The sequence below is a fragment of the Arthrobacter sp. alpha11c genome, from assembly GCF_054149985.1.
Genome location: NZ_CP196747.1, coordinates 3,058,768 through 3,081,947 on the forward strand (window position 1 = coordinate 3,058,768; position 23,180 = coordinate 3,081,947).

Consider the following 23,180-nt stretch of genomic DNA (forward strand, 5'->3'; position numbering starts at 1 on the left):
CGCCGTCGTCGTAAATTGCAGTGAAACTTAGTCGTTGATCAAATCGTGAACCACGATCGTCTGGTCCCGGTCAGGGCCGACGCCGATGGCCGAGAAGCGCGTGCCGGAGAGTTTTTCCAGAGCCAGCACGTAGTTGCGGGCGTTCTCCGGGAGGTCCTCCAGGGTGCGGGCCGCGGTGATGTCCTCGGTCCAGCCGTCGAAGTACTCGAAGATCGGCACCGCGTGGTGGAACTCGGTCTGCGTCATGGGCATTTCGTCGTGACGAACGCCGTCAACATCGTAGGCAACGCAGACCGGGATCTGCTCGATGCCCGTAAGGACGTCCAGCTTGGTCACGAAGTAGTCCGTGAAGCCGTTGACGCGGGAAGCGTGGCGCGCCAGCACGGCGTCGTACCAACCGCAACGACGCGGACGGCCGGTGTTCACGCCGAACTCGCCACCGGTCTTCTGCAGGTACACGCCCATTTCGTCGAACAGTTCCGTGGGGAACGGGCCGGCGCCAACACGTGTGGTGTAAGCCTTGATGATGCCGATGGAACGGGAAATACGGGTAGGGCCAATGCCCGAGCCAACCGACGCACCGCCCGCCGTCGGGTTGGATGAGGTGACGAACGGGTAGGTGCCGTGGTCAACGTCCAGGAACGTGGCCTGGCCGCCTTCCATGAGCACAACCTTGCCTTCGTCCAACGCGTTGTTCAGCTCCAGCGTGCTGTCGATAACCAGCGGGCGCAGGCGCTCAGCGAAGGAGAGGAAGTAGTCCACGATCTCGTCCACCACGATGTCGCGGCGGTTGTAAACCTTGACCAGGAGTTCGTTCTTCTGGCGCAGCGAACCTTCCACCTTCTGGCGGAGGATCGATTCATCGAAGACGTCCTGGACGCGGATGCCCAGGCGGGCCACCTTGTCCATGTACGCCGGGCCGATGCCGCGGCCGGTAGTGCCGATGGCGCGGCTGCCGAGGAAGCGCTCCGTGACCTTGTCCAGGACCTGGTGGTACGGGGCGACGAGGTGTGCGTTGGCCGATACGCGCAGGCGGGAGGTGTCCGCGCCACGGGCCTCAAGGCCGTCGATTTCCTGGAAGAGTGCCTCGAGGTTCACCACGCAGCCGTTGCCAATAATCGGAATTGCGTTGGGGCTCAGAATGCCCGCGGGAAGGAGCTTCAGCTCATACTTCTCACCGCCAACCACCACGGTGTGCCCGGCGTTGTTGCCGCCGTTGGGCTTAACCACGTAGTCAACACGGCCACCGAGCAGATCGGTAGCCTTGCCTTTGCCTTCGTCGCCCCACTGGGCTCCGACGATCACGATAGCGGGCATGGGATCCTCCCCCATTCTTTCGGGCGAGACCAAGCCGGATGGCCAGGACTCGACGCCGTACATGAGAATGCCCCGACTTACCGGTGCAGCCTGCCGCGGACGGCAGCGTACGCAAGAGTTTCGGGGCTCTTACCAGCCAAGTTTAGCCGATAGGGCCTGAAACTCTTGTGTCAAGGAGCCTTTCAAGGACGTTTTGCCCAAGTTTTGGAGTGCCCGGGACGACGACTCAGAGATTGGTGCAGGATCCTCCGAGGCCGGCAACCGAGCCCGCGTTGGCCTTGACCGACACGGGCGTGGACTTCCACCCGGCCCCGGTAATGTAAATATCCACTTGGAACTGCGTGTTGAACCCCAAAATGCCACCAAGAAGCGTAGCTGGAATCTCTGTGGTGTAGCCAGCCGATGATGACCCGGTGGTATTCGCAGTTCCCGGATATCCCTGGAGTGTGGTCACCGGGGATCCTGCCGTGAGCAGGTGAACATCAATCACGGCGTCCGTCAGGTTTGGGTACGTGGCGGGCGGTTTCCAAAAGACCCGGACGTTGGCGTCTGTGCCAAGAAACCCAGCGTTGTACTGGCAGTCGCCATTGAGGGTTGCGGGCGGAATGGTGATGGTCCCGAAGCTACCCGTGCCGAATTCACTCCGCTGCCAGGACGCCTCCGTCACCTCTGGCGGGCTTGAGGCGGAGATGAGCAGGGACGGGAAGAGCAGCAGGGACAATGCCGCCACCACGGAACCCAGCCGACCGAGCCGCTTCTTCATGCCTGCGCACCCCGCAACCGAGCAAGGGCGAACCCTGAGGCGACTGCAAGCACGCCCAGCATCGCAGCGCCACCAAGCCTGGCGCCGGTATCAGCCAAGCCAATGGACGACGGCGGCCCGCCCGGACGTGCGGTGACCGCGCCGGGGCTGGGATCTCCAGCCGCGTCGCCCGAACCATGGACACCCAGCACAATCCGTGTGCGGCTCCCTTGGAACTCTGCGGGAACGTCCTCCGCGAGCGCCGCACTCACAAGGACGTAGGACCCGGTTGACCAGGTGCTGCCGTCTTTCATGAGGTCGATCCTCAAGCCCTCGGCAAGATTTAGATCCGTGGGCTCAAGCAAGCTCCGTTCACCGCTCGCGCACATGGTGCCATTCCATGGCTGTTCACAGGACCGTAATTGCACGCTGAGGAAGTCCCGAAGTCCCCTGGATTCACTATCCGGACCTGCAGTTTCGGTCGGCTGGATCCACACTTCCAGCAAACCGGCAGGCTCGCCCCGTGCCTGTACGTCCACCGCCCAATCCGCCCTCCCGCCAGGGGTGAGACGATGAACTTCCCCGGCCGGGCCGGCGTCGAGCTCCAACCAACCGGAAGGTCCTTCTTCGGCGTGCGCCGGAATGGCAGCCAACAAAAAGAGAGCGAGCAGCCCGGCCAAGGCCCCCAACCTAGGCAGCAGCATGTTGCCCTCTTTTGCGGCGCTGGCCGCGCCCTGAGCCGTTTCGGGAGCCGTTTCGGGGCCAGAGCACCCAACTCACCAGCGCCGCTACGCAGACGGTGGTTGCGCCCAACACCACCGGATTGGCGGCAGCAGCCATGGGATAGGCAAGGCCGGGGGCGGACCAAAGGACGATTCGGACCCGCTCGACGACGTAGGGCGCCGGATCAGCCTCGGCGTTGGCATCACCCTTCATGGTGATGGTGCGGGCAGCACCCTCCGCCGGCCCAACGGTCTGGATCCTGTGCGTGATGGGCAGCTTTCCTGGCCGGTCCACCGTGACAACATCGCCTATCTTGATGTCCGCAGCCGGAATCTCGCGAACCACAGCCAGCGAACCTGCCGGGATGGTGGGCGACATGGAACCGGTTTTGAACAGGATCAGGGTGATGTTGAACGCCACTGCAAGAACGACGGCGACGAGGCAGACAGCGCCGCCCGTGGCAGCAATGTTCAGCAGCGTTTCCCGCAAGCGGTGCTGAAACTGGCCACTGCGCATCCTCATGAGCTTGAGGTGGCAGTGAACTGCCAGGTCGCGGTTGCCGTCTGGCCTTGCAGCGCATTGTTTGCCCCTGCCGGAAGCGACACTTCAAAACAGAATTGCGTGGCTGCCCCGGGCAGGGTCGCCGTGGCCGCCGCCAGCGGATTCACGACGCCGGCTGCCTGACCCATTGTCAAAGGCTTGACGCCATCGCTACCCACCACAAAATTCGGGCTCCCTGTGAACGACGACGCCTGGCATGTGGCTGATCGAACTACCCGATACCGCAGCGCCGCACCCAAGTCTGTGACCCCCGTTCCGCTGCTGGTCACCACGGGAATCCCGAGCACCACCTCGCCGGCAATGGATGTTGCCTTGGTCCTGATGGCAAACGGCGCATAGAAAACGGTGCCCGGGCTCATGGCGGTAGCATCGAACACCAAAGTGGCGCCGGGCGAAGCGTCGTTGGTGCTCCATGTACCCAAGGCGTCATACGGCTTGGTCACATTGGATTCAGTTTGGAAAACGCTGGTTCCAAACGAACCGCCGGCAAAGTCGCTGTCAGTCCAGGACGCGAGTGTGACGGAGCCGCCAAGTCCCAGCGCCAATGCCCCTGCGAGGAGCGCACGGATGCGAAGGAAAACTACACCGTGCTTGGTTTTTGCTCGTCGATGACCCATGGATCACTGCGACTGTGCGGCGAATTCCCACGTAGTGGATCCGGTTTGGGCTTGGACAACTGCCCCGGCGGTCACCCTGAAGCAGAGGTTCACGGGTGCTCCGGGGTCAGTACCGGCTCCTTGAGTCAAGGGAAAGGTGACGCTTGCCGGCGTCGTCCCCAGCGTTTGCCCGGCCGCCACCAATGTTTCCGTGACAGTTTCGGAGCAACCAAAATCTTCAGACTGCGTGAGCTCGTACGTCAGGCCTGCCACGGACCCCGTGGATCCTTGCGTGGAGATGGTCACCGTGGCGTCGTAGCTTGACGCCGCATCCAGCCTGACAGCGAACGGAGCGGTTACGACGTCGCCCGGCGAAAGGTTGGTCGGGTTGGTAGTGAATGCCAACGTGGCGGGTGAGCCCACCGGATTCTCAGTGAAGGTGGTTCCGTTGATGCTTCCCTGGAGGTTGAAGGAGCCTGCTGTGAAGGTGCCTTGGGCAAACTCGGAGCTGTTCCACGCGGCCAAGGTGATCGCCGCACCCACTCCGAGGACCAGGCCACCTGCCAGGATCGCTCGGACTTTTGGTGCTTTGCCGGGACGCTGCCCTGATTCTGGTGACGCTTCTGTTGATGCAACCACGTTTACCCCCGAGGTAGATGATGCGAATGATGCTGTCTAAGACCGGTGCCGGGATTCGGGGGTTCCAGAACAGGTTCCCCCAAAACCAGTAGCCCCAACCCATCATCTGTGCAGGTCAAAGTCAACGGCTTTGACCTGCACAAATGGGTTAATGTTCAGGCTCGACGGCGGCGCGAAGCATGGAGGGCGGTTCACTCCCCTGCCGCGGATTGCAACGCCGCTTCGGCGAAGGAAGGCCACTCTGACTGTGAGGACAACGGGAGCTCCACCCAGTCTTTGAAAGGGCGGTTCATTCCCGAGGGATCGAACAGTTCAGCACCAGGGAGGGCCAGTGCTCGCGCATGTTCCGCGGTGTCCTTGCCCAATTTGAAGGCAACCTTGTCCCCGTTCAGGCAAGCCAGCGCCTTCTTGTTCAGCATCAGTGAGGTGGCACCGAACATCTTGCCCATCACCACACCTGCCCCGGCCAGATCGGCCCCCAGCCCTTCGAAAGCGGAAATAGCGGCAGCGGATGATTCTCGTCTCTCCATATCCCGAATCATGCCGGAATTCGCGCCCCACCGTGGAGACGTCCGCCACGATGCCGGGCAACACGCCGTGTCTCATTTGGGGGCGCGCCGAAACAGGGTGCTGCAGGGCCCATAGTCCGGTAAGGTTAGTTAGCCCCCAACAGCACCCTTTGAGGTTCGGCAGCGGCATGCCCGCGGCCCCTTGGAAAGGTGCGCGCAGTAACACCTAGGAGACCAAACCCCTGATGCAAGAACTGGCGACTGAATCACCCGAAGAAATCCTCTGGAACCGCCGCTACGAACCGCACATCGCCGAGGTCAACGAGCTGTGCGACTCCATCAAGGAGCAGAAGCCGGGCAGCGAGGTCCTCTACATCGACCCCGCCCACAGCATGGATGACTGCCGCATCGTCAGCCTTTTCTCCAATCAGCGCACCAACTCCGGCGAAGGTTTCATCAACCCGGGTGACGAAGAAGCAGCCACTCGCATGCTCGGCATGCAGTGGCAGCTGGGTCTCCGCCCCGAGCTCATGATGCCGTGGAACGCGTACCCCTGGATCGAGCCCAACGAGGAACCGGGCAAGCTGACGCCGGCCAACATCACCGAAGGCTTGAAGCCGCTCCTGCGCTTGCTCGCAATCCTGCCGCGCACCTCCGCCCTGGTGGCACACGGCAATGAAGCACACCGCCTTGCTGACCAATTGATGAAGGCCGCTCCTGCCAGCATCGCCCGCCGCGGTTTCAAGACCTTCAAGGTCCGCTCCCTGGGTGGCCGCTCCTTCGCTGGCACCCCCGCCCGCCAGCAGGAATACCTGGATGCCATCCACGGCGCCTATGCCGAGGCAATGGCGCGCACGGGGATCCCGCGCAAGGCTTAGTCTCCCCCTTCGTTGCGGGCCCGCCCTGCGCCCTTGGCACACGCCCAGGCAGGCACAACAGGCCCCAAAACGAGCTAACGACGGCGGCCCCCACCTTTTGGTGAGGGCCGCCGTCGTCGTGTGCTATAGCAGCGCGGGCCTTAGCTGGCCTCGATCGCTGCCTTGGCCTTGGGGTCTGAGTCGTTGAGGAACTTCTCGATCCGCTCGGGCTCTTCGGGCTCGCCGATTGCAGCGGCTGCACGACCCAGTGCGTAAAGCGCGCGCAGGAAGCCCTGGTTGGGCTCGTGCTCCCACGGGATGGGTCCCACACCGCGCCATCCGTTGCGGCGCAGCGAGTCCAGTCCCCGGTGGTAGCCAACGCGGGCGTAAGCGTAAGAGTCGATGGTGCGGCCCTCAGCCCAGGCTTCCTCGGCGAGGATTGCCCACAGAAGAGACGACGTGGGGTTTTTCTCCACGAGGTCCAGCGCTTCCTTGCCGAGAGCCAGGTGCTGGTAGATCTCGGTTTCGGCGGGCAGGAGCGTGGGCTCCGGCCCCATAAGGTTCTTCCGGAATTCGTCGGACATTAGAAAGTCTTGCCGACCGATCCGAGCTGCTGGGCTGCTTCGACGATGCGCGCGGCCATGCCGGCTTCGGCGGAAGCGCCCCAGACGCGGGGGTCATAGGTCTTCTTGTTGCCCATTTCGCCGTCGACCTTCAGGACGCCGTCGTAGTTGGAGAACATGTGGCCGGCAACCGGGCGGGTGAACGCGTACTGGGTGTCGGTGTCGATGTTCATCTTGATGACACCGTAGGAAACAGCGTCAGCGATTTCCTGCTCGGAGGAGCCCGAGCCGCCGTGGAACACGAGGTCGAAGGGGTTGTCCTTGCCGATCTTGGCGCCAACCTCGGACTGGATCTGCTTGAGCAGTTCCGGGCGGAGCTTGACGTTGCCCGGCTTGTACACGCCGTGCACGTTGCCGAAGGTCAGGGCGGTGAGGTAACGGCCGTTTTCGCCGGCACCCAGGGCCTCGATGGTTGCGAGAGCGTCTTCGGTGGTGGTGTAGAGCTTCTCGTTGATTTCGTTCTCAACGCCGTCTTCCTCGCCACCAACGGTGCCGATTTCGACCTCAAGGATGATCTTCGCTGCAGCTGCGCGCTCAAGCAGTTCGCGGCCGATGCGCAGGTTCTCGGAGAGGGTCTCGTGCGAGCCGTCCCACATGTGCGAGTTGAAGATGGGGTCCTTGCCGGCCTTGACGGCTTCCTCGGAAGCAGAGAGCAGCGGGAGAACGAAGTCTGCAAGCTTGTCCTGCGGGCAGTGGTCCGTGTGCAGGGCGATGTTGACGTTGTAGTTCTTGGCAACTTCGCGGGCGAACGCGGCGAAACCGAGGGAACCGGCAACCATGTCCTTGACCGAAGCGCCGGACCAGTAGGCTGCGCCACCGGTGGAAACCTGGATGATGCCATCGGATTCGGCCTCGGCGAAACCGCGGATCGCAGCGTTCAGAGTCTGCGACGACGTCACGTTGACCGCGGGGAAAGCGAATCCGCCAGCCTTCGCGCGGTCGATCATCTCGGAGTAAATCTCTGGGGTTGCAATGGGCATGGTGACTCCTATGCTGAATTCGTCTGTGGGTTGGTAACCCTGGAGTAGACCGCTTACGGCTAGCTCCCATCCTAGCGATATCCGCCGGGACGCCGTGTTTCGGGTCACTGGGGCTCTTAACACTTCCGCCGGGTTGGCATTTGAACCCCATGTTGCGGCACAAGGTGCCCGCTCGTTTGTATGCTTTGACCGTGGCTAAACTCTTCGAATCCATCGACAAGGACCTCAAATCGTGGATCGAGGAACAGCCCATGTGGTTTGTTGCGACCGCGCCGCTGGGAGCAGACGGACATGTGAACATGTCACCTCGCGGCCACGACTCTTTCTCGGTCCTGGGCCCTCGCCGGGTGGGTTGGGTGGATTACACCGGCAGCGGCGTCGAGACCATCGCGCACCTCCGGGAAAATGGCCGGGTGTGCCTCATGTTCACTTCGTTCGGCAGCAGGCCCCGGATCGTTCGCCTCCACGGCCAAGGCTCGGTGTTCCTTCCCGGTGAAGCAGCATTTGAAGAAGTAGTGGCTCTCCACCCCGAACACCCGAGCACGCGGGCCGTCATCACAGTGGATGTCACACGTATCAGTGACTCCTGCGGCTGGGGCGCCCCTGTCATGGAGATGGCTGGCGAGCGTGACCTTCTCCGCTTGCAGGCCGAGAAGAAGGGCACGGACGGCATGATTGCGTACCGAGCCGAGAGGAACGCACTGAGCATCGACGGCCTACCCGGATTTCCGAGCGAAGCGTAGCCGGCCTCCCAGGCAGCAAAAGGAGGCTAACGCACCGGCTGCTGGAACACGTGCCGGCGAACCCACGCGTGCATCGCGATCGCCGCAGCAGAGGCAGCATTCATGGAACGCGTGGAGCCGAACTGCTCAATGGACAACGTAGCAACGGCGGCTTCGTGGACCTCGGGCGTGAGGCCCGGGCCTTCCTGCCCGAACACCAGGACGCATTTTTCCGGGAGGTCGTAGGTCTCCAGCGGCACGGAATCCGGGAAGATATCGATGCCGATCACGGCAAGCCCCTCCCCCTGCGCCCACTGGACAAACTCCTCGACAGTGGGGTGGTGGCGGACGTGCTGGTAGCGGTCGGTGACCATGGCACCGCGACGGTTCCACCGGCGTCGACCAATGATGTGGACCTCTTTGGCGAGGAACGCATTGGCGGTGCGCACAACCGTGCCGATGTTGAGATCGTGCTGCCAGTTCTCGATCGCGATGTGGAATTCGTGCCGCTTGGAATCCAAGTCCGCGACGATCGCCTCGTGCTTCCAATACCTGTACTGGTCCACCACGTTGCGGCGGTCGCCGTCCCTGAGCAGGTCCGGGTCCCACTGATCGCCAACCGGCCACTCGCCTTCCCAGGGCCCGACGCCGACCTCCGGCTTCGCTTCAGTCCAGCCTTCTGCCGCGGTTCCGTTAAGTTCCACGGTTCCGTCAGCTTCCGCCGTTCCGTCAGCGTCTGATGCGGTGTGGGCAGGGGTGGGCAGGGCCGTGTTGGGGGGAAGGTCAGTCACCCCTCAACTTTAGCCCTGCCCGGTCTTTAGCCTCTTTGCCCGAGCGCCTAGACCATCTTCCACTTGTTGATGCGGTACGAGTTGGCCAGCTGCTCCATCAGGCCGGGGTGGGCATCCCAGTAGGTCTTGTGCCCGCTAACGCCCAGCATCTGCGGAGTTCCCCACGGCGTAACCGAGAACAGGTTGACTGCCTGGATTTCTTCGCCGCGCGCGTTGGTGCAGGTGAAGCCAATGACCACTGCTGCGCCACGGCGGAATTCGCGGATCTCGGGCATCGAGGTCTTGAAGTCCGAAGTGCACTTGTGGCCCACCAGGTTCTGGGGCAGTTCCGTGGCGGTCATGCCCTTGTACCGGGCCTCGATATCTTCGATCGCGGCCTTGATCTCTTTCGGATCCTTGCCGAACTTGCCTTCGTCGGACTCGGCGAAGAATGCATAAGCGAGGGCGATGCCGTCGCCATCCGCCTCCACCGTGCCTTGGGCCTTCTTCTGGATTTCTTCACCGGTGGTGGGGTCCTTGGTGATCCCGAAGGATTCGTCATGCGTCCACTCGGCCAGGTACTGGAAGGAAGACTCGCCCGTGACCCACTTGCTGAACAGCGGGTCGCCGTCGGCCGGAACATTGGTTGGGCCAGCGAATTCTTCCCACACGCTGGGCAGCGGGATAGCGCCCTCCGGAATCTCGGAGGATGCGCTTGCTTCGCCTGAGGGTTCCTCAGACGGCTCGGTCGCTGCGTCGGAAGCTTCGTCGGAGGCACTGGCCGAAGGCACGGGACTCTCTACGGCCACGGGTTTGGTCACCGAAGGAATCAACAATGCGAACACGACTACCAGCGCAATGATCACGACGACGGCGACCCCGCCGAGGATGAGGAAGAGCGCCTTTTTGTTGTGGTCACCCGGGCCCTGGCTGGGTCCTCCGGGCTGGCCGGGGTAGCCGGGCTGGCCAGGGTAGCCAGGTTGACCCTGCTGAGTTTGTGGGTATCGGTGGACGGTTTCCGCGAACTCGCCGTCAGGGTAACCCTGCTGCGTTGGGAATTGTTGCGCGGGGAAAGCCTGGGTCACTGCCGGCTGTGTGGGAAAAGCCTGGGTCTGGCCTTCCGGCTGGTACTGCGCTTCCGGCTGGTACATCGGCTGCGTCTGGCCCGGCTGATACTGCCGATACTGCTCCTGGCCGGTGTCGTAGCGTACCTGCGGCACGCCGTCGGGATTGTAGGGAGGCTGCGGCACTCCATTTTTGTTGCTCATGACAGGCCCTTTCAAATGCGTTGAGTACCGGCGTATCTGGGGATATCCGGTTGTCGATCCAGTGCTGGGGACCTGCTGAAGTGCGGCGACACAAAAAATCCACCATGTCGATCCCCCGACCCACGGTGGTGGCACGCCTGCGCCGGAACAAGCGTAGTCGAGGCTGAGCCGCCCAACGCAAGTCAAAGCCGAATATCCACATGGGCAGAACTACCCACGCAGGCACACCACGGGATGTCTCCCTTCGAACCGCCTTTTTATTCGAAGCGTGTAGCCGTAACGGAAGTAGTTCGCCGGATCAGGCCAAAGGTGGCGATGACAGCACTGAGTGCCAGGACCAGGCTCAGAGCCAAGGCAATGAAGTATCCGGGCTCCGGCCAGGAGAGTTGGTATGCGTCGTTGAGGGCCGTGACCATGAGCCAGGCCGTGAGGAACCCGAGGCCAATGGCAAGCAGCAGCACGCTCAGGAGGGGAACTGCAGCTTCCCGGGCAATGATTCGACGCAGAATTGACGCTGGCATCCCCATGAGACGCATAAGCCCAAGAACCCTTTGCCGGTCCAGTATGGCCGAGGCAGTACCCACCGCGAGTGAAAGCCCTGCGATGGCGACCGCAACGAACATGCCGAGGTACGCAAGCACGGCAAGGCCATGGATCAGGCGTTTGGATGATTGCAATTGAAAGTCAGACTTGGACGACGCCGGCGTGGCCGTGACGCCCGAGCGGCTCAACGCAGTCCGGGCGCGGTCCATGGCTTCGGGAGTGCCATCGGTGTCCACCACTATGACAACCGGAACAAGGCCCGCCAGAGTCTCATCGGGAGCCGCTGTCAACGCCAGTGGCTGAGCTGTCCAGAAGTACAGGAAGGCGCTGTCCACTGCAACAGTTTCTGCTGCTGGAATGTCCTCGAACCCCAAGGCTCGAGCTTCTGAGGCCCGGAAGTAGAGCTCAGATCCGGCGCCCCGGTCCGAAAGCACAGCAGGGCCATAGCCAATGGTGGCGCTGAGAATTCCCGGCAATTCCTTCGCAGCGGCGGCTGTTTCCTCCACCCGGACCTGCGTCTCTCCAGACCTCATTGTTGCGTGGAGGCTGGTGGGCTGCATCAACCCGGGGCGCGGCTGTGGGCTCTCGGTGGATTGCAGGATGCTGGATGCTCCGGCGAAAACCGAGACAACAAACACCGCAATCACAAGCCCTGATACGGACCGGAAGATAGCGGCCGGAGTCTTTTGAATACGGCTTGCGGCAACGATTGCGGCCGCGCTTCGTGCCTGATGCAAGGCGATCCGGCTCACCATGCGAGTCAGCCAAGGGCCGATCACAACGATGCCCACAAGGACCATCATGAATCCACCCACCAGAAGCGGGGACTCAAGCCAAGGCAGCCGAAACTCCAGAACACGGATGAGAACAACCGCCAAAATCATGAAGGCGAGTCCCACGACCAGCGGGACCATCCGCCAAATTGTGGGCTTCTTCTCATGAACGGCCCTCGTCACTCCTAGAGGCCCAACGTCTGCACGTGCCGTTCGAATGGCGGCGACAAGTGCAGACGCCATCACCACTGCAGCCACCACCGCCACATTGGCCGCCCATCCGGTGGTCAGATCAGCGGCAAACAGTCTGGTGCCGTTGATCGGTATCTGGGCAGTCGCAGGCCTTAACATCACCGCCAGGGCAAGGCCAATCGCGGCACCGATCAGGCTGGGAATGGCAATTTCGACGGCGGCAATGCGGGAGACTGTGCCGGGTGACGCCCCAATGAGTCGCAGCGTCGCAAACCGTTCCCGTCGCTGCGCCGCTCCTAAATCTGTGACGATGCTGATCAACAGCAACAGGGGAAAGAACACTGCTATCGCTCCGATAAGGAGCACCGTGGTGTAGGAGGCGGCGCTGCCTCCGTACGGGTTGCTTGTGAAGTCCGAAACCAACGAGGAGGTTCCGCTCTTTCGGATCTCGGCCTCTGCGGCCCCCGTGATGACCACCAGGGAATCCGGCCCGGGCAGGGCAGCGTCGTTGATCACACCAGCAAACTTCCCAAAGCGGTCTCGGAGCTGATCCGGCGGCGTCGATTCGATCAGGCGTTGCAACGCCGGCGAGGCGTAGTAGCTCCCGGGTTCCGGAGGGCTACCGATTCCCGGGATGCCTACAGTGGCCGACGGAAGTGCAGCGAAATCGCGGCGTTCAATGAGTTGATCCCGAAAGATCTCCAGCCCATTGCTCCGCATGAGCACTGTTTCCTGAGTCAAGAGGACAGGAGCTGCAACGCCCGAAGCATCGATCGAATCCGAAACCGATGGATACCCGGTTTCCCGCAGCCAGGCGCCACGGTCGTCCCGGGCTTGCAATCCGTTGGCGCCACCCCAGAGCAACAACAAAAGACAGACCCCGACGGCGACTCCTCCAGCGATTCCGGCCAACCTGCCGTAGGCGGAACGGCTGCCTGCCACCGCCAGGCGGAAAAGTCCCGTATTCACGCGGACACCCTGTATCCGGCGCCTAAAGCACCATCGCGGACAATGACTTCCCGATCGGCATAGGCCGCGGTTCGGGCATCGTGGGTGATCATCACCACCGTTGTGCCAGCTTCGCGGACAAGATCGAGCATCAAGGTGAGTACGTTTTCCGAGGCGAGGGAGTCCAACGAACCAGTGGGTTCATCGGCGAACAACACCGCAGGGGACGTCACCAAGGCACGGCCAACAGCGACACGTTGGGCTTGGCCACCGGACAATTCGCCAGGCAGCTTTTCGCCCAGTCCGTCCAGGCCAAGACGTTGCAGTATGTCTCTGGATCGCTCCAGCGCTTCAGGGCGTTTGATCCCGTCAAGCAGCAACGGGATGCTGACGTTATCGACCGCGCTGAGCTCCGGCAGCAATTGCCCGAATTGAAAGACGAATCCAAAGTCCGTCAGCCGCAGCCGGGCCCGCTTGGTCTCGTTCAGTTCGTTGAGGTGCAAGGGCGCTTCATCAACGGGGTTGTACGTCACCGTCCCGCCGTCGGGCACGAGGACCCCCGCCAGGCAGTGCAGCAGCGTGGACTTCCCGGATCCGGATGGGCCCATGACGGCCAGCACTTCCCCAGCATGAACGTCCAGGTCTATTCCCCGGAGCGCCTCCGTCGGACCAAAGGAGTGGCGCAACCCACGGGCACTGAGGATGGGTGTTTTGGTGATCATGCGCTCTGAAGCTCCTTTTTAAGTTGGGAGAGGCGGGCAGCCGTGAGGTCGATCCATCTCAAGTCCGCTTCGATGTGGAACAGACCGTGGTCACACATCAGCACCTGCAGCAGGCCTGCTTCCTTCTTCGCGCGGGTCAGTTCCCGCATCCGGGACATGTGCTGGCTGCGCTGCACATCAAGCAACCGCTCGGCGTCGTCATCCAACAGCAGTGCGATGACGGTTTTCGCAAAGAGGTTGCTTTGCAGGGATTCGGAGGGAATGTCAGGAGTAAAGAGCCACTCACGCACCGTCGCTTCTCCGGCGTCGGTAATCGCATACTTTTTTCGATCCGGACCTCCGCCGGTCTCTTCGCCCAAAGCCCGGATCAACTCATCGCGGACCATCCGCGCCAGCGTGGAATACACCTGTCCGTAGGCCAGCGCCTTGCCCGCTCCGAAGTATCGGTCGTAAGAGTGCTTGAGGTCGTAGCCGTAGCTAGGCTCGCGATTCAAAAGGCCCAGGAGGGTGAGTGAGTTGTTCACACCCCATCTATACACTGAGTTTATAGTTAACGCCACGGGAACCACGGGATGTCTCCCGCTGCGAATAATGAAAGACTGGGAGGCAGTGCATGACCAATCCCAGCCGGAGGCAAATATGGCAGAAGAATCCACGCCCCACACGTCCGCGTCGGTTTACCGGAACGGCCACGAAATCGAATGCTGGCTCACGGACATGGACGGCGTGCTGGTTCATGAAAACCAGGCAATCCCCGGTGCAGCCGAGCTCATCCAGCGCTGGGTGGATACGTCCAAGCGCTTCCTTGTCCTGACCAACAATTCCATCTTCACCCCGCGCGACCTCGCAGCCCGCCTCCGCGCCTCCGGGCTGGAAGTTCCGGAGGAGAACATCTGGACGTCCGCGCTGGCCACCGCCCAGTTCCTCAAGGACCAAGTCCAGTCCTCTGATTCAGGCAACCGCGCCTACACCATCGGCGAGGCCGGCCTGACAACCGCCTTGCACGAGGCCGGCTTCATCCTCACGGACACGGAACCTGACTTCGTGGTGCTCGGCGAGACCCGCACCTACTCTTTCGAAGCGATCACCATGGCCGTCCGGCACATCCTTGCCGGCGCCCGTTTCATCGCAACCAACCCCGATGCCACCGGTCCTTCCAAGGACGGGCCCATGCCGGCAACCGGCGCAATCGCGGCAATGATCACCAAGGCAACGGGCCGCGAGCCGTACATTGTGGGCAAGCCGAACCCCATGATGTTCCGCTCGGCCATGAACCAGATCGACGCCCACTCGGAGACCACCGCCATGATCGGCGACCGCATGGACACCGACATCGTGGCAGGAATGGAAGCCGGGCTCCACACAGTCCTCGTGCTCAGCGGCATCACCCAGCGCGAGGAAATCGTGTCCTTCCCGTTCCGACCCAACCAGATCCTGAACTCCGTGGCCGACCTCAAGAGCCAGATCTAAAGCCAAAGGAGTCCTGTCATGGCTGTGCTCAACCTCCGTCCTCTGGCCGGCGGCCGGATACTGAGGGGGAGCCAGCCGTTTGGCCTGGATGCTGCCGCGACATCGGGGTTCCTGGCGGAGCATGGCATCCAGGCCATCATGGACTTGCGCAGCGAGCTCGAGCGGTCCTTGGTTCCGTGGCTGGTTCCGGACGGTTCCTCTCCTTCGAACGCGACCAAGCCCGACGGCGGTGGCGGGAGGACCGCCGTCGCCGCACCCGGCGTCGAGCTCATCCATAATCCCCTGGATCCGAACGCAGTGGCGGGGTCGCTGCAGGCGGTGGAAACTCCGGAGGACCTGGGGAACCTGTATTTGGGCTGGATCCGCGTCCGGCCCGAGTGGGTTGCCGATGCCCTGCGTCCCGTCGCGGAAGGCAAGCGCACGCTGGTTCATTGTTCGCTGGGCAAGGACCGGACTGGTGTGGTGTCGGCGATTGCACTCATGGCCGCGGGCGAATCGGACGAGGCCGTGGTGAAGGATTACACGGCCACCACGCGCAACCTTCCAAACCTGCTGCAGGTCATGGCCGAGACGTGGCGGCTTCACGTCCCCTCCACGCCCGCGCAGTACTTCAGCCCTGACCTCATGATCCTGCAAAGCCCTGAGGCCGCGATCCGGCATTTCCTGGTCGGCTTCGCACGGGAGTTCGGGGACGCCCGCGGCTTCCTGCACGAGGCGGGCCTTACCGCCGTCGAGGTTGAAGCGCTGCGAGGTTGAAGCGCTGAGGGGTGATGCAGCGCAAACGCAGCAAGAAAACCTACGCCGGCCGGATAACCCGCCCATTTGGCTCCTGGTACGACGGCTCCTCAGGTGCAGGCGGCAGCGGTTCCAGCTCATTCTGGACCCGCTCTAGTAGGGGCCTGTAAACGTCGGAACTCCACTGCGGGCTGGCATGAGCAGGCCGGGCACCCTCCGTGCTGAGCACGGGAAGCTTCATGTTCGCCGCGAAGACTTTGCTCCACCCCGCGCGGGCGGACTCGTAGTTGACCGTGTTGTCCTTGGAGTTGCCGAGAAATGCCATTTTGGCCGCCCCGATTTTGCCGGCGAGACGCAAGCCATCGAAGTGGTAGATGTACGCAGACTCCGTCTGGATCAGCACGCTGGAGGGGGCGATCGGCGAGAGCTGCTCCAGGCTTTGGTCCAGGATCTGCCGCCAGGTCCGTTCGTCCTTGTGGGCCACCCGCTCCCCCAGTTCATAGCCGCCGCGCAGGACCGACGGGATACGGAAGCCATTCTCATAAAGGAACACCACGCCGTCGAACCAGCTCTGATCCAGCACATCCGATCGGCTAAAGGGACTGGAATCCAGGACTATCAGCTGGGTCTCCACACCATGGAGTTCCAGGAGGCGGGCGGCGACTTGCGTGGCTAGCATTCCACCGAAGCTGTGGCCGTAGAAATACAGCCTCTCCAGCCCCAGCTCGCGCACGTGGAGAATGACTTCGCGGACGATCTCATCAACGTCCAGGCCAAGGTTGGAATACCCGACGGCGGCAAGGCGGCCGCGCTGGTGAAGGGCAGGGCGCAGTGAGTTCAGGATCCACTGCGCCTCTTCCCAGCTGGTTTTGTACCCGGGGAAAAGGATCCAACTGGACTTGGGAAAGTAGAGATCCGAGTATGAGTCCGGGACGCGGAGGATCTTGGTGGCCCGCCGCTCGGCCTGCACGCGCCGGGTAAACAGCATGTCTCCGGCCAGCGCCAGCGAAACCCCTGCAGTGATGAGGAAGTTGCGGCGCGATATCCGCTTTATCCGCGAAACGTCGGGCAGGATCCGTGCCCAGTCAGCCGGATCGGCAGCATCAACTGATCCGGCTCCGGGCATGGCAGAGCCCTGGCCCGGGAGGTTTTCGTTCACCTCCGGCGGAGCCTGGAGCTTCCCTACTTGAACGTCCACGCAGCTAGCATAGGCTTCGCGGGCACTGCCTTACAGCCCCGTAGTTTGTGCACAGTTGTTGCCCCTAAAATACGCTTTTAGGGGCATCGCCCGTACACAAACTCCCTAGTTGAGGCCCAGCTCGTCCTTGCCGAAGGCAAAGAGGTACGGCACGCCGGTTTCGGCTTCGATCTTCTCTTTGGCGCCGGTATCGCGGTCCACAATGACGGCGACGGCCACCACATTGCCGCCGGCCTTACGGACGCCCTCGACGGCGGTCAGTGCGGACCCGCCGGTGGTGGACGTGTCCTCGAGGACAACCACGTTGCGGCCCTCAACCGAGGGACCTTCCACCTGGCGGCCCATGCCGTACGACTTCTGGGCCTTGCGGACAACGAAGGCGTCCACGGCGCGGCCGGCGTCGGCGGCGGCGTGCATGACAGCGGTACCTACGGGGTCGGCGCCCATGGTGAGTCCGCCAGCGCACTCAACCGGGATCCCGGCGTCGTCGATCATTGCCAACATGACCTGGCCCACCAACTTGGAGGCCTCGTGATGCAGGGTGATGCGGCGGAGGTCGATGTAGTAGTCAGCTTCCTTGCCGCTGGAGAGGATCACCTTTCCGCGGACCACCGCCAACTCTTTGATGAGTTCAAGAAGGCGGGCACGGGCGGTTGCAGTGTCTGCTGCGGGGGTACTGGTGGAAGTCATGGCTTCTAGTTTAGTGGCGACCGAGCTGGGCTGAGCGCAGGGGCAGCAGTAGTGGAGCGGACAACCAGCCGGGGATTCACGATCTGCTCCTCGTTGCCTGCTTCGCTTTCCAACTGGTGGAGTACCGCGGACATGCAACGGCGGCCGAGTTCTTCAAAGTCCTGCTTGATGGTGGTCAGTGGCGGCAGGAAGAACGCAGCTTCGGGCTGATCGTCGTAACCCACCACGCTGATGTCTTCCGGGACCCGCAACCCGGCTTCCTGGAGGGCGCGAAGGACTCCCACAGCCATTTGGTCGTTCGCAACAAAGACGGCGGTGACAGTGGGCTGGTCGTCGAGTTTGCGTTGTTCGATGAGCGCCAGGCCTGCTTCGTATCCCGAGGCGGCATCCCATCCCCCTTGGAGAAGAACGTGGGCCTCCAAGCCAGCGTTGCCGAGTGCCTCCTGCCATCCCTTGATGCGCTCAGCCGCGTCAATCCAATGCGGCGGCCCGGAAATGTGTCCGATGTGGCGGTGTCCGAGCCCGATGAGATGTTCCACAGCCAACCGAGCTCCCAAACGCTGGTTCAGTGAAGCACCCGTCAGTTGGTTCCCGGTTCCTGCGCCCACGGCAACCATAGGAAACGGTACGGCAACGTCACGGAGGGCAGCCAGGACATCCGGATGCGGGACCAGGATGACCACCCCCTCCACTGACTGGTTGCGAAAATGGGCGATGGCGTCGTTGATGCTGTCGCCGGTCACTTCGCGGAGATTGGCGATGCTGACGAAATACCCTGCTTCCCGGCCTGCCTGTTCGACTCCCAGCAACGTATTTGCGGGTCCGTACTGGCCGGTTTCGCAGGCCAGCACGCCTATGGTCCGGGACCGCCGCGTCACCAGGCTGCGCGCCGCCGTGTTGCGCCTGTATCCAAGGCTCGCGATGGCCGATTCCACGCGTTCCTTGGTCTTCCCGCTCACGTTGGGGTGGTTGTTCAGGACACGGGAAACGGTCTGGTGCGAGACCCCGGCCAACTTGGCTACATCCCCCATGACGGGTGGCCTGCTCGGTGTTGCCCCGGGAGACATCCGCACCTCACTTTATGGATTCGTATGGCGGTCTTGGGCAGGATTGGCCCGCACCCGGCTCTCCACTCTGAGCAGGTCAGCTCAGCTCGGAGCAGGATGCAGGCCAATCCCAGGGATTTTGCTATTTGGCGTCTACCCGCACAGGTTCAGTCGTGGCAGGTTTGGTAGCTTCGGTTGCCGGAGGCGTGGTCTTCCACTTGAAGCGGCGGCTGATTGAGGATCCTCCACCAGCACCCGTCCGGTTCTTGTTGAAGATGTCGAAGCCGACTGCAAGGAGGAGAACCAGGCCCTTGATGAGCTGCTGGTAGTCCGTTCCCAGGCCAAGGATGGACATACCGTTGTTCAGGACGCCCATGATGAGGCCACCGATCATTGCTCCCGCAACGGTACCGATGCCGCCTTGGACGGCCGCACCACCGATGAAGGCGGCAGCAATGGAGTCCAGTTCAAATCCGGTACCGCCTGCAGGCTGGGCCGAGTTCAGGCGTGCTGTGAACACCAGGCCGGCCAACGCGGCGAGGACGCCCATGTTGACGAACAGCCGGAAGGTGACCTTCTTGGTCTTGATGCCGGAGAGCTCTGCTGCATGCAGGTTGCCACCAATGGCGTAGGTGTGGCGCCCGAAGATGCTGTTGTTCATCAATGCCGAGTACAGGATCACCAGGACTGCCAGCACGATCAGCACAATCGGCGTTCCACGGTAGCTGGCCAGCAGGAACGTGATGATGAGCATCAGCACGGCAATGAAGCCGTTCTTGACCGCAAACCATGCCATCGGCTCATTCTCAAGGTTGAACTTGCGCCGGACCCGGCGTTCCTTGATGGCTTGGAAGAGGATGGCTGCGGTGCCGCCAACTCCCAGGATGACGGTCAGCCATTCCAGTACGGATGTGCCGCCGGAGATATCCGGGAGGAAGCCTCCACCGAGCGCCCGCAACTCGTTGGGGAACGGGGTGATCTGCTGGTTCTTCAGGGTGATGAGCGTCAGGCCGCGGAAGATGAGCATGCCGGCCAGGGTGACGATGAAGGCGGGAATGCCCACATAGGCAATCCAGTAACCCTGCCAGGCACCCACCAAGGCACCTACCAGGAGGCAAGCCGGGATGGCGAGCCACCACGCCCAGCCCCAGTGCACGATCATCACACCGGCAACAGCACCGATGAACCCGGCGATGGATCCGACGGAGAGGTCGATGTGACCGGCGATAATGACCATCACCATGCCTATGGCGAGGATCAGGATGTAACTGTTCTGGACCACCAGGTTGCTGACGTTCTGCGGTTCAAGCAGGATGCCGTTGGTCAGGACCTGGAAGAGGATAACGATCAGGATCAGGGCGACGAAGATGCCAACCTGGCGGAGGCGGCTTGTGAGGAAGCCAAGGGATTCTCGTAGGGCGGACATGTTGGCTATTCCTTCTCTTGAGTCATGAAGTGCATGAGGGTTTCCTGGGTGGCCTCGGCGATGGGGACCTCGCCTGTGATGTGCCCTGCGGACAGCGTGTAGATCCTGTCGCAAATGCCCAGGAGCTCAGGCAGCTCCGAGGAGATCACGATCACGGCTTTTCCGGCGGCCGCGAGTTCATTGATGATCGTGTAGATCTCGAACTTGGCGCCGACGTCGATGCCCCGGGTTGGTTCGTCCAGGATCAGCACGTCCGGATCCGAGAACATCCACTTGCTCAGCACGACTTTTTGCTGGTTACCGCCGGAGAGCTTGCCAGTGATGGCTGCCACGGACGGCGCCTTGATGTTCATGCTCTTGCGGTAGTGATTGGCAACGGTGGTTTCTTTGTTGCCGTCAACCCATCCTCGTTTGGCCAGCTTGTTCAGCGCCGCCATGGAGATGTTCCGTTTGATGTCCTCGATCAGGTTCAGGCCATAGTGCTTGCGGTCCTCGGTGGCGTAGGCAATGCCGTGATCGATCGCGTCAGAAACGGTGGACGTGTTGATCTCCTCGCCGTACTTGTAGACCTTGCCCGACACGGCACGTCCATACGTCCGGCCGAAGACGCTCATGGCCAACTCGGTGCGGCCCGCGCCCATAAGGCCGGCCAAGCCCACTACTTCGCCCTTGCGGACATTCATGTTGGCATTGTGCACCACGGTGCGGCTGTGGTCCTGGGGATGCTGAACGGTCCAGTCTTCAATGCGGAGGACTTCCTCGCCGATGTTCGGAGTCCGGTCCGGATAAAGGCTTTCGAGGTCACGTCCCACCATGCCGCGGATGATGCGTTCCTGGGTGATCTGGCCCTGGTCCAGCCGAAGGGTCTCAATGGACTTGCCGTCGCGGATGATGGTGACGGCGTCAGCCACCTTGCGGATCTCGTTGAGTTTGTGGCTGATGATGATGCTGGTGACACCCTGGCCTTTGAGGTGCAGGATGAGGTCCAGCAGGTGGTCCGAGTCTTCATCGTTCAGCGCAGCGGTTGGCTCGTCCAGGATGAGGAGCTTCACCTCTTTGGAGAGTGCCTTGGCAATCTCCACCAGCTGCTGTTTGCCAACACTGATGTGCTGGATGGGTGTGACGGGGTTTTCACTCAGTCCCACGCGGGCAAGCAGCTTGGCGGCTTCGAGGTTGGTTTTCCGCCAATCCACCCAGCCGTTGTTTGCCAGCTCGTTGCCGAGGTAAATGTTCTCAGCGATGGAAAGGTATGGGCTAAGGGCCAGTTCCTGGTGGATGATCACGATCCCGCGCTTCTCGCTGTCCGAGATGCTGTTGAATTCGCAGGGTTCGTTCTCAAAAAGAATGTCGCCGTCAAAGGAGTTGTGCGGGTACACCCCGGACAATACCTTCATCAGGGTGGATTTCCCGGCGCCGTTCTCTCCACAGATGGCGTGGACTTCGCCACGGTTTACATCCAGGGTGACGTCCTGAAGGGCCTTGACCCCGGGGAAGGTCTTGGTTATTCCTCGCATTTGAAGAATGGGTACGTTCATCGTCAATTCCCACTGACTGGTTGGAAACTTTGCCTGGCCGGGGATTCGGCCGGCTCATGGTGGGTTGTGGTCCCACCCCGCTTCAGAAGCGGGACCACAACCCGAAGGAATGCTTACTTGACGTCGGATTCCTTGTAGTAGCCCGAGTCGATGAGTTCCTTCTTGTAGTTGTCCTTGGTGATGATGACGGACTTCAGGAGGAAGGCCGGAACAACCTTGACCTTGTTGTTGTAGGTCTTGGTGTCGTTGGTTTCCGGTTCCGTACCCTTGAGCACGGCGTCGACCATCTTCACGGCCTGCGCGCCGAGCTGGCGGGTGTCCTTGAAGATCGTGGAGTACTGCTCGCCGGCGATGATGGACTTCACGGAGCCCTTTTCAGCGTCCTGGCCGGTAACTACCGGCAGCTTTCCGGTGGAGTAGCCGCCGGTGCTGGTCAGGGCCGAGATGATGCCGATGGAGAGGCCGTCATACGGGGAGAGCACGCCGTCAAGCTTGGTGCCGGAGCTGTAAGCCGAGGTCAGGATGTCTTCCATGCGCTTCTGTGCAACGGGTGCCTGCCAGCGCAGGATGGCTGCCTGCTCGAACTTGGTCTGGCCGCTGGGAACCTTCAAGGTGCCTGCATCCAGGTAGGGCTTGAGGGTGTCCATGGCGCCAGTCCAGAAGAAGTTGGCGTTGTTGTCATCCGGGCTTCCGGCGAAGAGCTCCACGTTGAACGGGCCCTTGCCGTCAACCTTCTTGCCACTTGCGTCCACCAGGCCAAGGCCGGTGAGCAGTGACGTAGCTTGCTGGACACCCACGGTGTAGTTGTCGAAGGTGGTGTAGTAATCAACGTTCGGTGTTCCGTTGATGAGGCGGTCGTAGGCGATGACCTTGACGTTCTGTTCCTTGGCCTTGGCCAGGACGTCGGTCAGGGTGGTGCCGTCAATTGCTGCGATGATCAGGGCCTTGGCGCCCTTGGTCAGCATGTTCTCAATCTGGGAGACCTGCGTAGGGATGTCATCGTTGGCGAACTGAAGGTCAGTCTTGTAACCAAGGTCCTTCAAGGACTTCTCAACGTTGGCGCCATCGGCAATCCAACGCTCGGACGTCTGCGTCGGCATCGAAATGCCGACCAGCGAATCGCTGGGCTTGGCGGTGCTGCTGGATTCTGCAGCTCCTCCGCGGCTACCGCAGCCCGTGGCTCCCACGGTCAAGGTAAGGACAACCGCTACGGCGCCCAGGAGTTTCTTTAATCTCACGATGCTCTCCTTCCGCGGCAGCTTTGCCGCGAACTCTGATGCAGCCGGAGCATCTGCGCGTCCGGCACGGTGAAGCTGGGTTGGCCTGTGCGCTGGGGGCGGCACAGGCTACTTCAAGGTGATACGACTGCCATTGTGAACGCTAACAATACCGTCGGTCAAGTGGATTGGATCACAAAATGATTGCAGGTAGGAACCTCATCCGGAATTCTTGATTTACAACGTTGTTAGCGTTCACACTTTCCCATTTCATGCTTTCGGCACCAAAGGGAGGAGCCCGGCACCGCCTTGTGGGCAGTGCCGGGCTTCCAGTGCATCGGCCCAGGACCGTGATCCTTCGACGGCGGCGACTACCCC

The 23,180-nt window shown here is 61.9% G+C and carries 24 protein-coding genes; 4 read left to right on the forward strand and 20 right to left on the reverse strand.

The window, feature by feature from the left end; translation table 11 throughout:
* Positions 1 to 27 precede the first annotated feature (27 nt).
* The 7 genes from ACTAQJ_RS13920 to ACTAQJ_RS13950 all read right to left on the reverse strand — a co-directional run bounded on the left by ACTAQJ_RS13920 (position 28) and on the right by ACTAQJ_RS13950 (position 5,108).
* The gene (locus ACTAQJ_RS13920; RefSeq protein ID WP_431117931.1) at positions 28 to 1,317 is read right to left on the reverse strand and encodes an adenylosuccinate synthase; all 1,290 of its coding nucleotides are present in this window, start codon (positions 1,315 to 1,317) and stop codon (positions 28 to 30) included.
* Positions 1,318 to 1,543: 226 nt separating this feature from the next.
* Positions 1,544 to 2,080 carry a hypothetical protein gene (locus ACTAQJ_RS13925; protein WP_498696928.1) on the reverse strand — a complete coding sequence of 179 codons (537 nt, stop codon included), beginning with the start codon at positions 2,078 to 2,080 and terminating at the stop codon, positions 1,544 to 1,546.
* Complete coding sequence (locus ACTAQJ_RS13930; RefSeq protein WP_498696930.1) at positions 2,077 to 2,763, reverse strand: hypothetical protein; 687 nt, start codon at positions 2,761 to 2,763, stop codon at positions 2,077 to 2,079. The genes ACTAQJ_RS13925 and ACTAQJ_RS13930 overlap by 4 nt, the downstream gene beginning before the upstream one ends.
* On the reverse strand, positions 2,750 to 3,304 hold the full coding sequence (locus ACTAQJ_RS13935) for a signal peptidase I (protein ID WP_498696932.1): 555 nt from the start codon (positions 3,302 to 3,304) through the stop codon (positions 2,750 to 2,752). The genes ACTAQJ_RS13930 and ACTAQJ_RS13935 overlap by 14 nt, the downstream gene beginning before the upstream one ends.
* Positions 3,301 to 3,960 carry a SipW-dependent-type signal peptide-containing protein gene (locus ACTAQJ_RS13940; protein ID WP_498696934.1) on the reverse strand — a complete coding sequence of 220 codons (660 nt, stop codon included), beginning with the start codon at positions 3,958 to 3,960 and terminating at the stop codon, positions 3,301 to 3,303. Before ACTAQJ_RS13940 ends, ACTAQJ_RS13935 begins: the two co-directional genes overlap by 4 nt.
* Before the next feature lie 3 nt (positions 3,961 to 3,963).
* Positions 3,964 to 4,578 carry a SipW-dependent-type signal peptide-containing protein gene (locus ACTAQJ_RS13945; RefSeq protein ID WP_498696936.1) on the reverse strand — a complete coding sequence of 205 codons (615 nt, stop codon included), beginning with the start codon at positions 4,576 to 4,578 and terminating at the stop codon, positions 3,964 to 3,966.
* 191 nt (positions 4,579 to 4,769) lie between these two features.
* Positions 4,770 to 5,108: a hypothetical protein gene (locus tag ACTAQJ_RS13950; protein ID WP_498696938.1), complete on the reverse strand. Its 339-nt coding sequence runs from the start codon at positions 5,106 to 5,108 to the stop codon at positions 4,770 to 4,772.
* Positions 5,109 to 5,332: 224 nt separating this feature from the next.
* Here ACTAQJ_RS13950 and ACTAQJ_RS13955 point away from each other — a divergent pair, with 224 nt between their 5' ends.
* On the forward strand, positions 5,333 to 5,965 hold the full coding sequence (locus tag ACTAQJ_RS13955) for a uracil-DNA glycosylase family protein (protein WP_431117920.1): 633 nt from the start codon (positions 5,333 to 5,335) through the stop codon (positions 5,963 to 5,965).
* A gap of 140 nt (positions 5,966 to 6,105) precedes the next feature.
* Here the strand turns inward: ACTAQJ_RS13955 and ACTAQJ_RS13960 are convergent, their stop codons facing one another.
* Entirely contained in the window at positions 6,106 to 6,528 is a 423-nt protein-coding gene (locus ACTAQJ_RS13960) for a DUF3151 domain-containing protein (RefSeq protein ID WP_216922107.1), read from the reverse strand.
* Positions 6,528 to 7,547 carry a class II fructose-bisphosphate aldolase gene (gene fbaA, locus ACTAQJ_RS13965; protein WP_431117919.1) on the reverse strand — a complete coding sequence of 340 codons (1,020 nt, stop codon included), beginning with the start codon at positions 7,545 to 7,547 and terminating at the stop codon, positions 6,528 to 6,530. The genes ACTAQJ_RS13960 and fbaA overlap by 1 nt, the downstream gene beginning before the upstream one ends.
* 191 nt (positions 7,548 to 7,738) lie before the next feature.
* On the opposite strand from fbaA, the gene ACTAQJ_RS13970 reads away from it, so the two are divergent.
* Positions 7,739 to 8,290 (forward strand): pyridoxamine 5'-phosphate oxidase family protein, encoded by a 552-nt coding sequence (locus tag ACTAQJ_RS13970; RefSeq protein ID WP_498696945.1) that lies wholly within the window; start codon positions 7,739 to 7,741, stop codon positions 8,288 to 8,290.
* 26 nt (positions 8,291 to 8,316) lie between these two features.
* On the opposite strand, the gene ACTAQJ_RS13975 is transcribed toward ACTAQJ_RS13970, so the two are convergent.
* From ACTAQJ_RS13975 to ACTAQJ_RS13995, 5 genes are all read right to left on the reverse strand, one after another.
* Entirely contained in the window at positions 8,317 to 9,060 is a 744-nt protein-coding gene (locus ACTAQJ_RS13975) for a TrmH family RNA methyltransferase (RefSeq protein ID WP_498696947.1), read from the reverse strand.
* 47 nt (positions 9,061 to 9,107) lie between these two features.
* Entirely contained in the window at positions 9,108 to 10,307 is a 1,200-nt protein-coding gene (locus ACTAQJ_RS13980) for a hypothetical protein (protein WP_498696949.1), read from the reverse strand.
* A 257-nt stretch (positions 10,308 to 10,564) separates the two neighbouring features.
* Complete coding sequence (locus ACTAQJ_RS13985; RefSeq protein WP_498696951.1) at positions 10,565 to 12,784, reverse strand: FtsX-like permease family protein; 2,220 nt, start codon at positions 12,782 to 12,784, stop codon at positions 10,565 to 10,567.
* Complete coding sequence (locus ACTAQJ_RS13990) at positions 12,781 to 13,485, reverse strand: ABC transporter ATP-binding protein (protein ID WP_498696953.1); 705 nt, start codon at positions 13,483 to 13,485, stop codon at positions 12,781 to 12,783. The genes ACTAQJ_RS13985 and ACTAQJ_RS13990 overlap by 4 nt, the downstream gene beginning before the upstream one ends.
* Positions 13,482 to 14,009, reverse strand: a complete 528-nt coding sequence (locus ACTAQJ_RS13995; protein WP_498696954.1) for a PadR family transcriptional regulator — start codon at positions 14,007 to 14,009, stop codon at positions 13,482 to 13,484. The genes ACTAQJ_RS13990 and ACTAQJ_RS13995 overlap by 4 nt, the downstream gene beginning before the upstream one ends.
* 115 nt (positions 14,010 to 14,124) lie before the next feature.
* Here ACTAQJ_RS13995 and ACTAQJ_RS14000 point away from each other — a divergent pair, with 115 nt between their 5' ends.
* Together ACTAQJ_RS14000 and ACTAQJ_RS14005 are read left to right on the forward strand one after the other, a co-directional pair.
* Complete coding sequence (locus ACTAQJ_RS14000; RefSeq protein WP_431117907.1) at positions 14,125 to 14,955, forward strand: HAD-IIA family hydrolase; 831 nt, start codon at positions 14,125 to 14,127, stop codon at positions 14,953 to 14,955.
* Positions 14,956 to 14,973: 18 nt separating this feature from the next.
* Positions 14,974 to 15,711 carry a tyrosine-protein phosphatase gene (locus ACTAQJ_RS14005; RefSeq protein ID WP_498696958.1) on the forward strand — a complete coding sequence of 246 codons (738 nt, stop codon included), beginning with the start codon at positions 14,974 to 14,976 and terminating at the stop codon, positions 15,709 to 15,711.
* A 40-nt stretch (positions 15,712 to 15,751) separates the two neighbouring features.
* On the opposite strand, the gene ACTAQJ_RS14010 is transcribed toward ACTAQJ_RS14005, so the two are convergent.
* The 6 genes from ACTAQJ_RS14010 to chvE form a co-directional block, all read right to left on the reverse strand.
* A complete protein-coding gene (locus ACTAQJ_RS14010) occupies positions 15,752 to 16,888 on the reverse strand; it encodes a thioesterase domain-containing protein (protein WP_498696959.1) in 1,137 nt (378 codons plus the stop codon).
* Between the two features lie 105 nt (positions 16,889 to 16,993).
* Positions 16,994 to 17,578 carry an orotate phosphoribosyltransferase gene (gene pyrE, locus ACTAQJ_RS14015; RefSeq protein WP_216922127.1) on the reverse strand — a complete coding sequence of 195 codons (585 nt, stop codon included), beginning with the start codon at positions 17,576 to 17,578 and terminating at the stop codon, positions 16,994 to 16,996.
* Positions 17,579 to 17,583: 5 nt separating this feature from the next.
* Positions 17,584 to 18,609, reverse strand: a complete 1,026-nt coding sequence (locus ACTAQJ_RS14020; RefSeq protein ID WP_431117902.1) for a LacI family DNA-binding transcriptional regulator — start codon at positions 18,607 to 18,609, stop codon at positions 17,584 to 17,586.
* Between the two features lie 157 nt (positions 18,610 to 18,766).
* Positions 18,767 to 20,050 (reverse strand): multiple monosaccharide ABC transporter permease, encoded by a 1,284-nt coding sequence (gene mmsB / locus ACTAQJ_RS14025; protein WP_431117900.1) that lies wholly within the window; start codon positions 20,048 to 20,050, stop codon positions 18,767 to 18,769.
* A 5-nt stretch (positions 20,051 to 20,055) separates the two neighbouring features.
* Positions 20,056 to 21,585: a multiple monosaccharide ABC transporter ATP-binding protein gene (gene mmsA / locus ACTAQJ_RS14030; protein WP_431117899.1), complete on the reverse strand. Its 1,530-nt coding sequence runs from the start codon at positions 21,583 to 21,585 to the stop codon at positions 20,056 to 20,058.
* A 113-nt stretch (positions 21,586 to 21,698) separates the two neighbouring features.
* A complete protein-coding gene (gene chvE, locus ACTAQJ_RS14035; RefSeq protein ID WP_431117898.1) occupies positions 21,699 to 22,823 on the reverse strand; it encodes a multiple monosaccharide ABC transporter substrate-binding protein in 1,125 nt (374 codons plus the stop codon).
* Positions 22,824 to 23,180: the final 357 nt, after the last annotated feature.

Coding starts and splice junctions, on each gene's coding strand:
- ACTAQJ_RS13920 (WP_431117931.1), bottom strand. CDS start 1,317: ATGCCCGCTATCGTGATCGTCGGAGCCCAGTGGGGCGACGAAGGCAAA.
- ACTAQJ_RS13925 (WP_498696928.1), bottom strand. CDS start 2,080: ATGAAGAAGCGGCTCGGTCGGCTGGGTTCCGTGGTGGCGGCATTGTCC.
- ACTAQJ_RS13930 (WP_498696930.1), bottom strand. CDS start 2,763: ATGCTGCTGCCTAGGTTGGGGGCCTTGGCCGGGCTGCTCGCTCTCTTT.
- ACTAQJ_RS13935 (WP_498696932.1), bottom strand. CDS start 3,304: ATGAGGATGCGCAGTGGCCAGTTTCAGCACCGCTTGCGGGAAACGCTG.
- ACTAQJ_RS13940 (WP_498696934.1), bottom strand. CDS start 3,960: ATGGGTCATCGACGAGCAAAAACCAAGCACGGTGTAGTTTTCCTTCGC.
- ACTAQJ_RS13950 (WP_498696938.1), bottom strand. CDS start 5,108: ATGGAGAGACGAGAATCATCCGCTGCCGCTATTTCCGCTTTCGAAGGG.
- ACTAQJ_RS13955 (WP_431117920.1), top strand. CDS start 5,333: ATGCAAGAACTGGCGACTGAATCACCCGAAGAAATCCTCTGGAACCGC.
- ACTAQJ_RS13960 (WP_216922107.1), bottom strand. CDS start 6,528: ATGTCCGACGAATTCCGGAAGAACCTTATGGGGCCGGAGCCCACGCTC.
- fbaA (WP_431117919.1), bottom strand. CDS start 7,547: ATGCCCATTGCAACCCCAGAGATTTACTCCGAGATGATCGACCGCGCG.
- ACTAQJ_RS13980 (WP_498696949.1), bottom strand. CDS start 10,307: ATGAGCAACAAAAATGGAGTGCCGCAGCCTCCCTACAATCCCGACGGC.
- ACTAQJ_RS13990 (WP_498696953.1), bottom strand. CDS start 13,485: ATGATCACCAAAACACCCATCCTCAGTGCCCGTGGGTTGCGCCACTCC.
- ACTAQJ_RS14000 (WP_431117907.1), top strand. CDS start 14,125: ATGGCAGAAGAATCCACGCCCCACACGTCCGCGTCGGTTTACCGGAAC.
- ACTAQJ_RS14005 (WP_498696958.1), top strand. CDS start 14,974: ATGGCTGTGCTCAACCTCCGTCCTCTGGCCGGCGGCCGGATACTGAGG.
- pyrE (WP_216922127.1), bottom strand. CDS start 17,578: ATGACTTCCACCAGTACCCCCGCAGCAGACACTGCAACCGCCCGTGCC.
- ACTAQJ_RS14020 (WP_431117902.1), bottom strand. CDS start 18,609: ATGGGGGATGTAGCCAAGTTGGCCGGGGTCTCGCACCAGACCGTTTCC.
- mmsB (WP_431117900.1), bottom strand. CDS start 20,050: ATGTCCGCCCTACGAGAATCCCTTGGCTTCCTCACAAGCCGCCTCCGC.
- mmsA (WP_431117899.1), bottom strand. CDS start 21,585: ATGAACGTACCCATTCTTCAAATGCGAGGAATAACCAAGACCTTCCCC.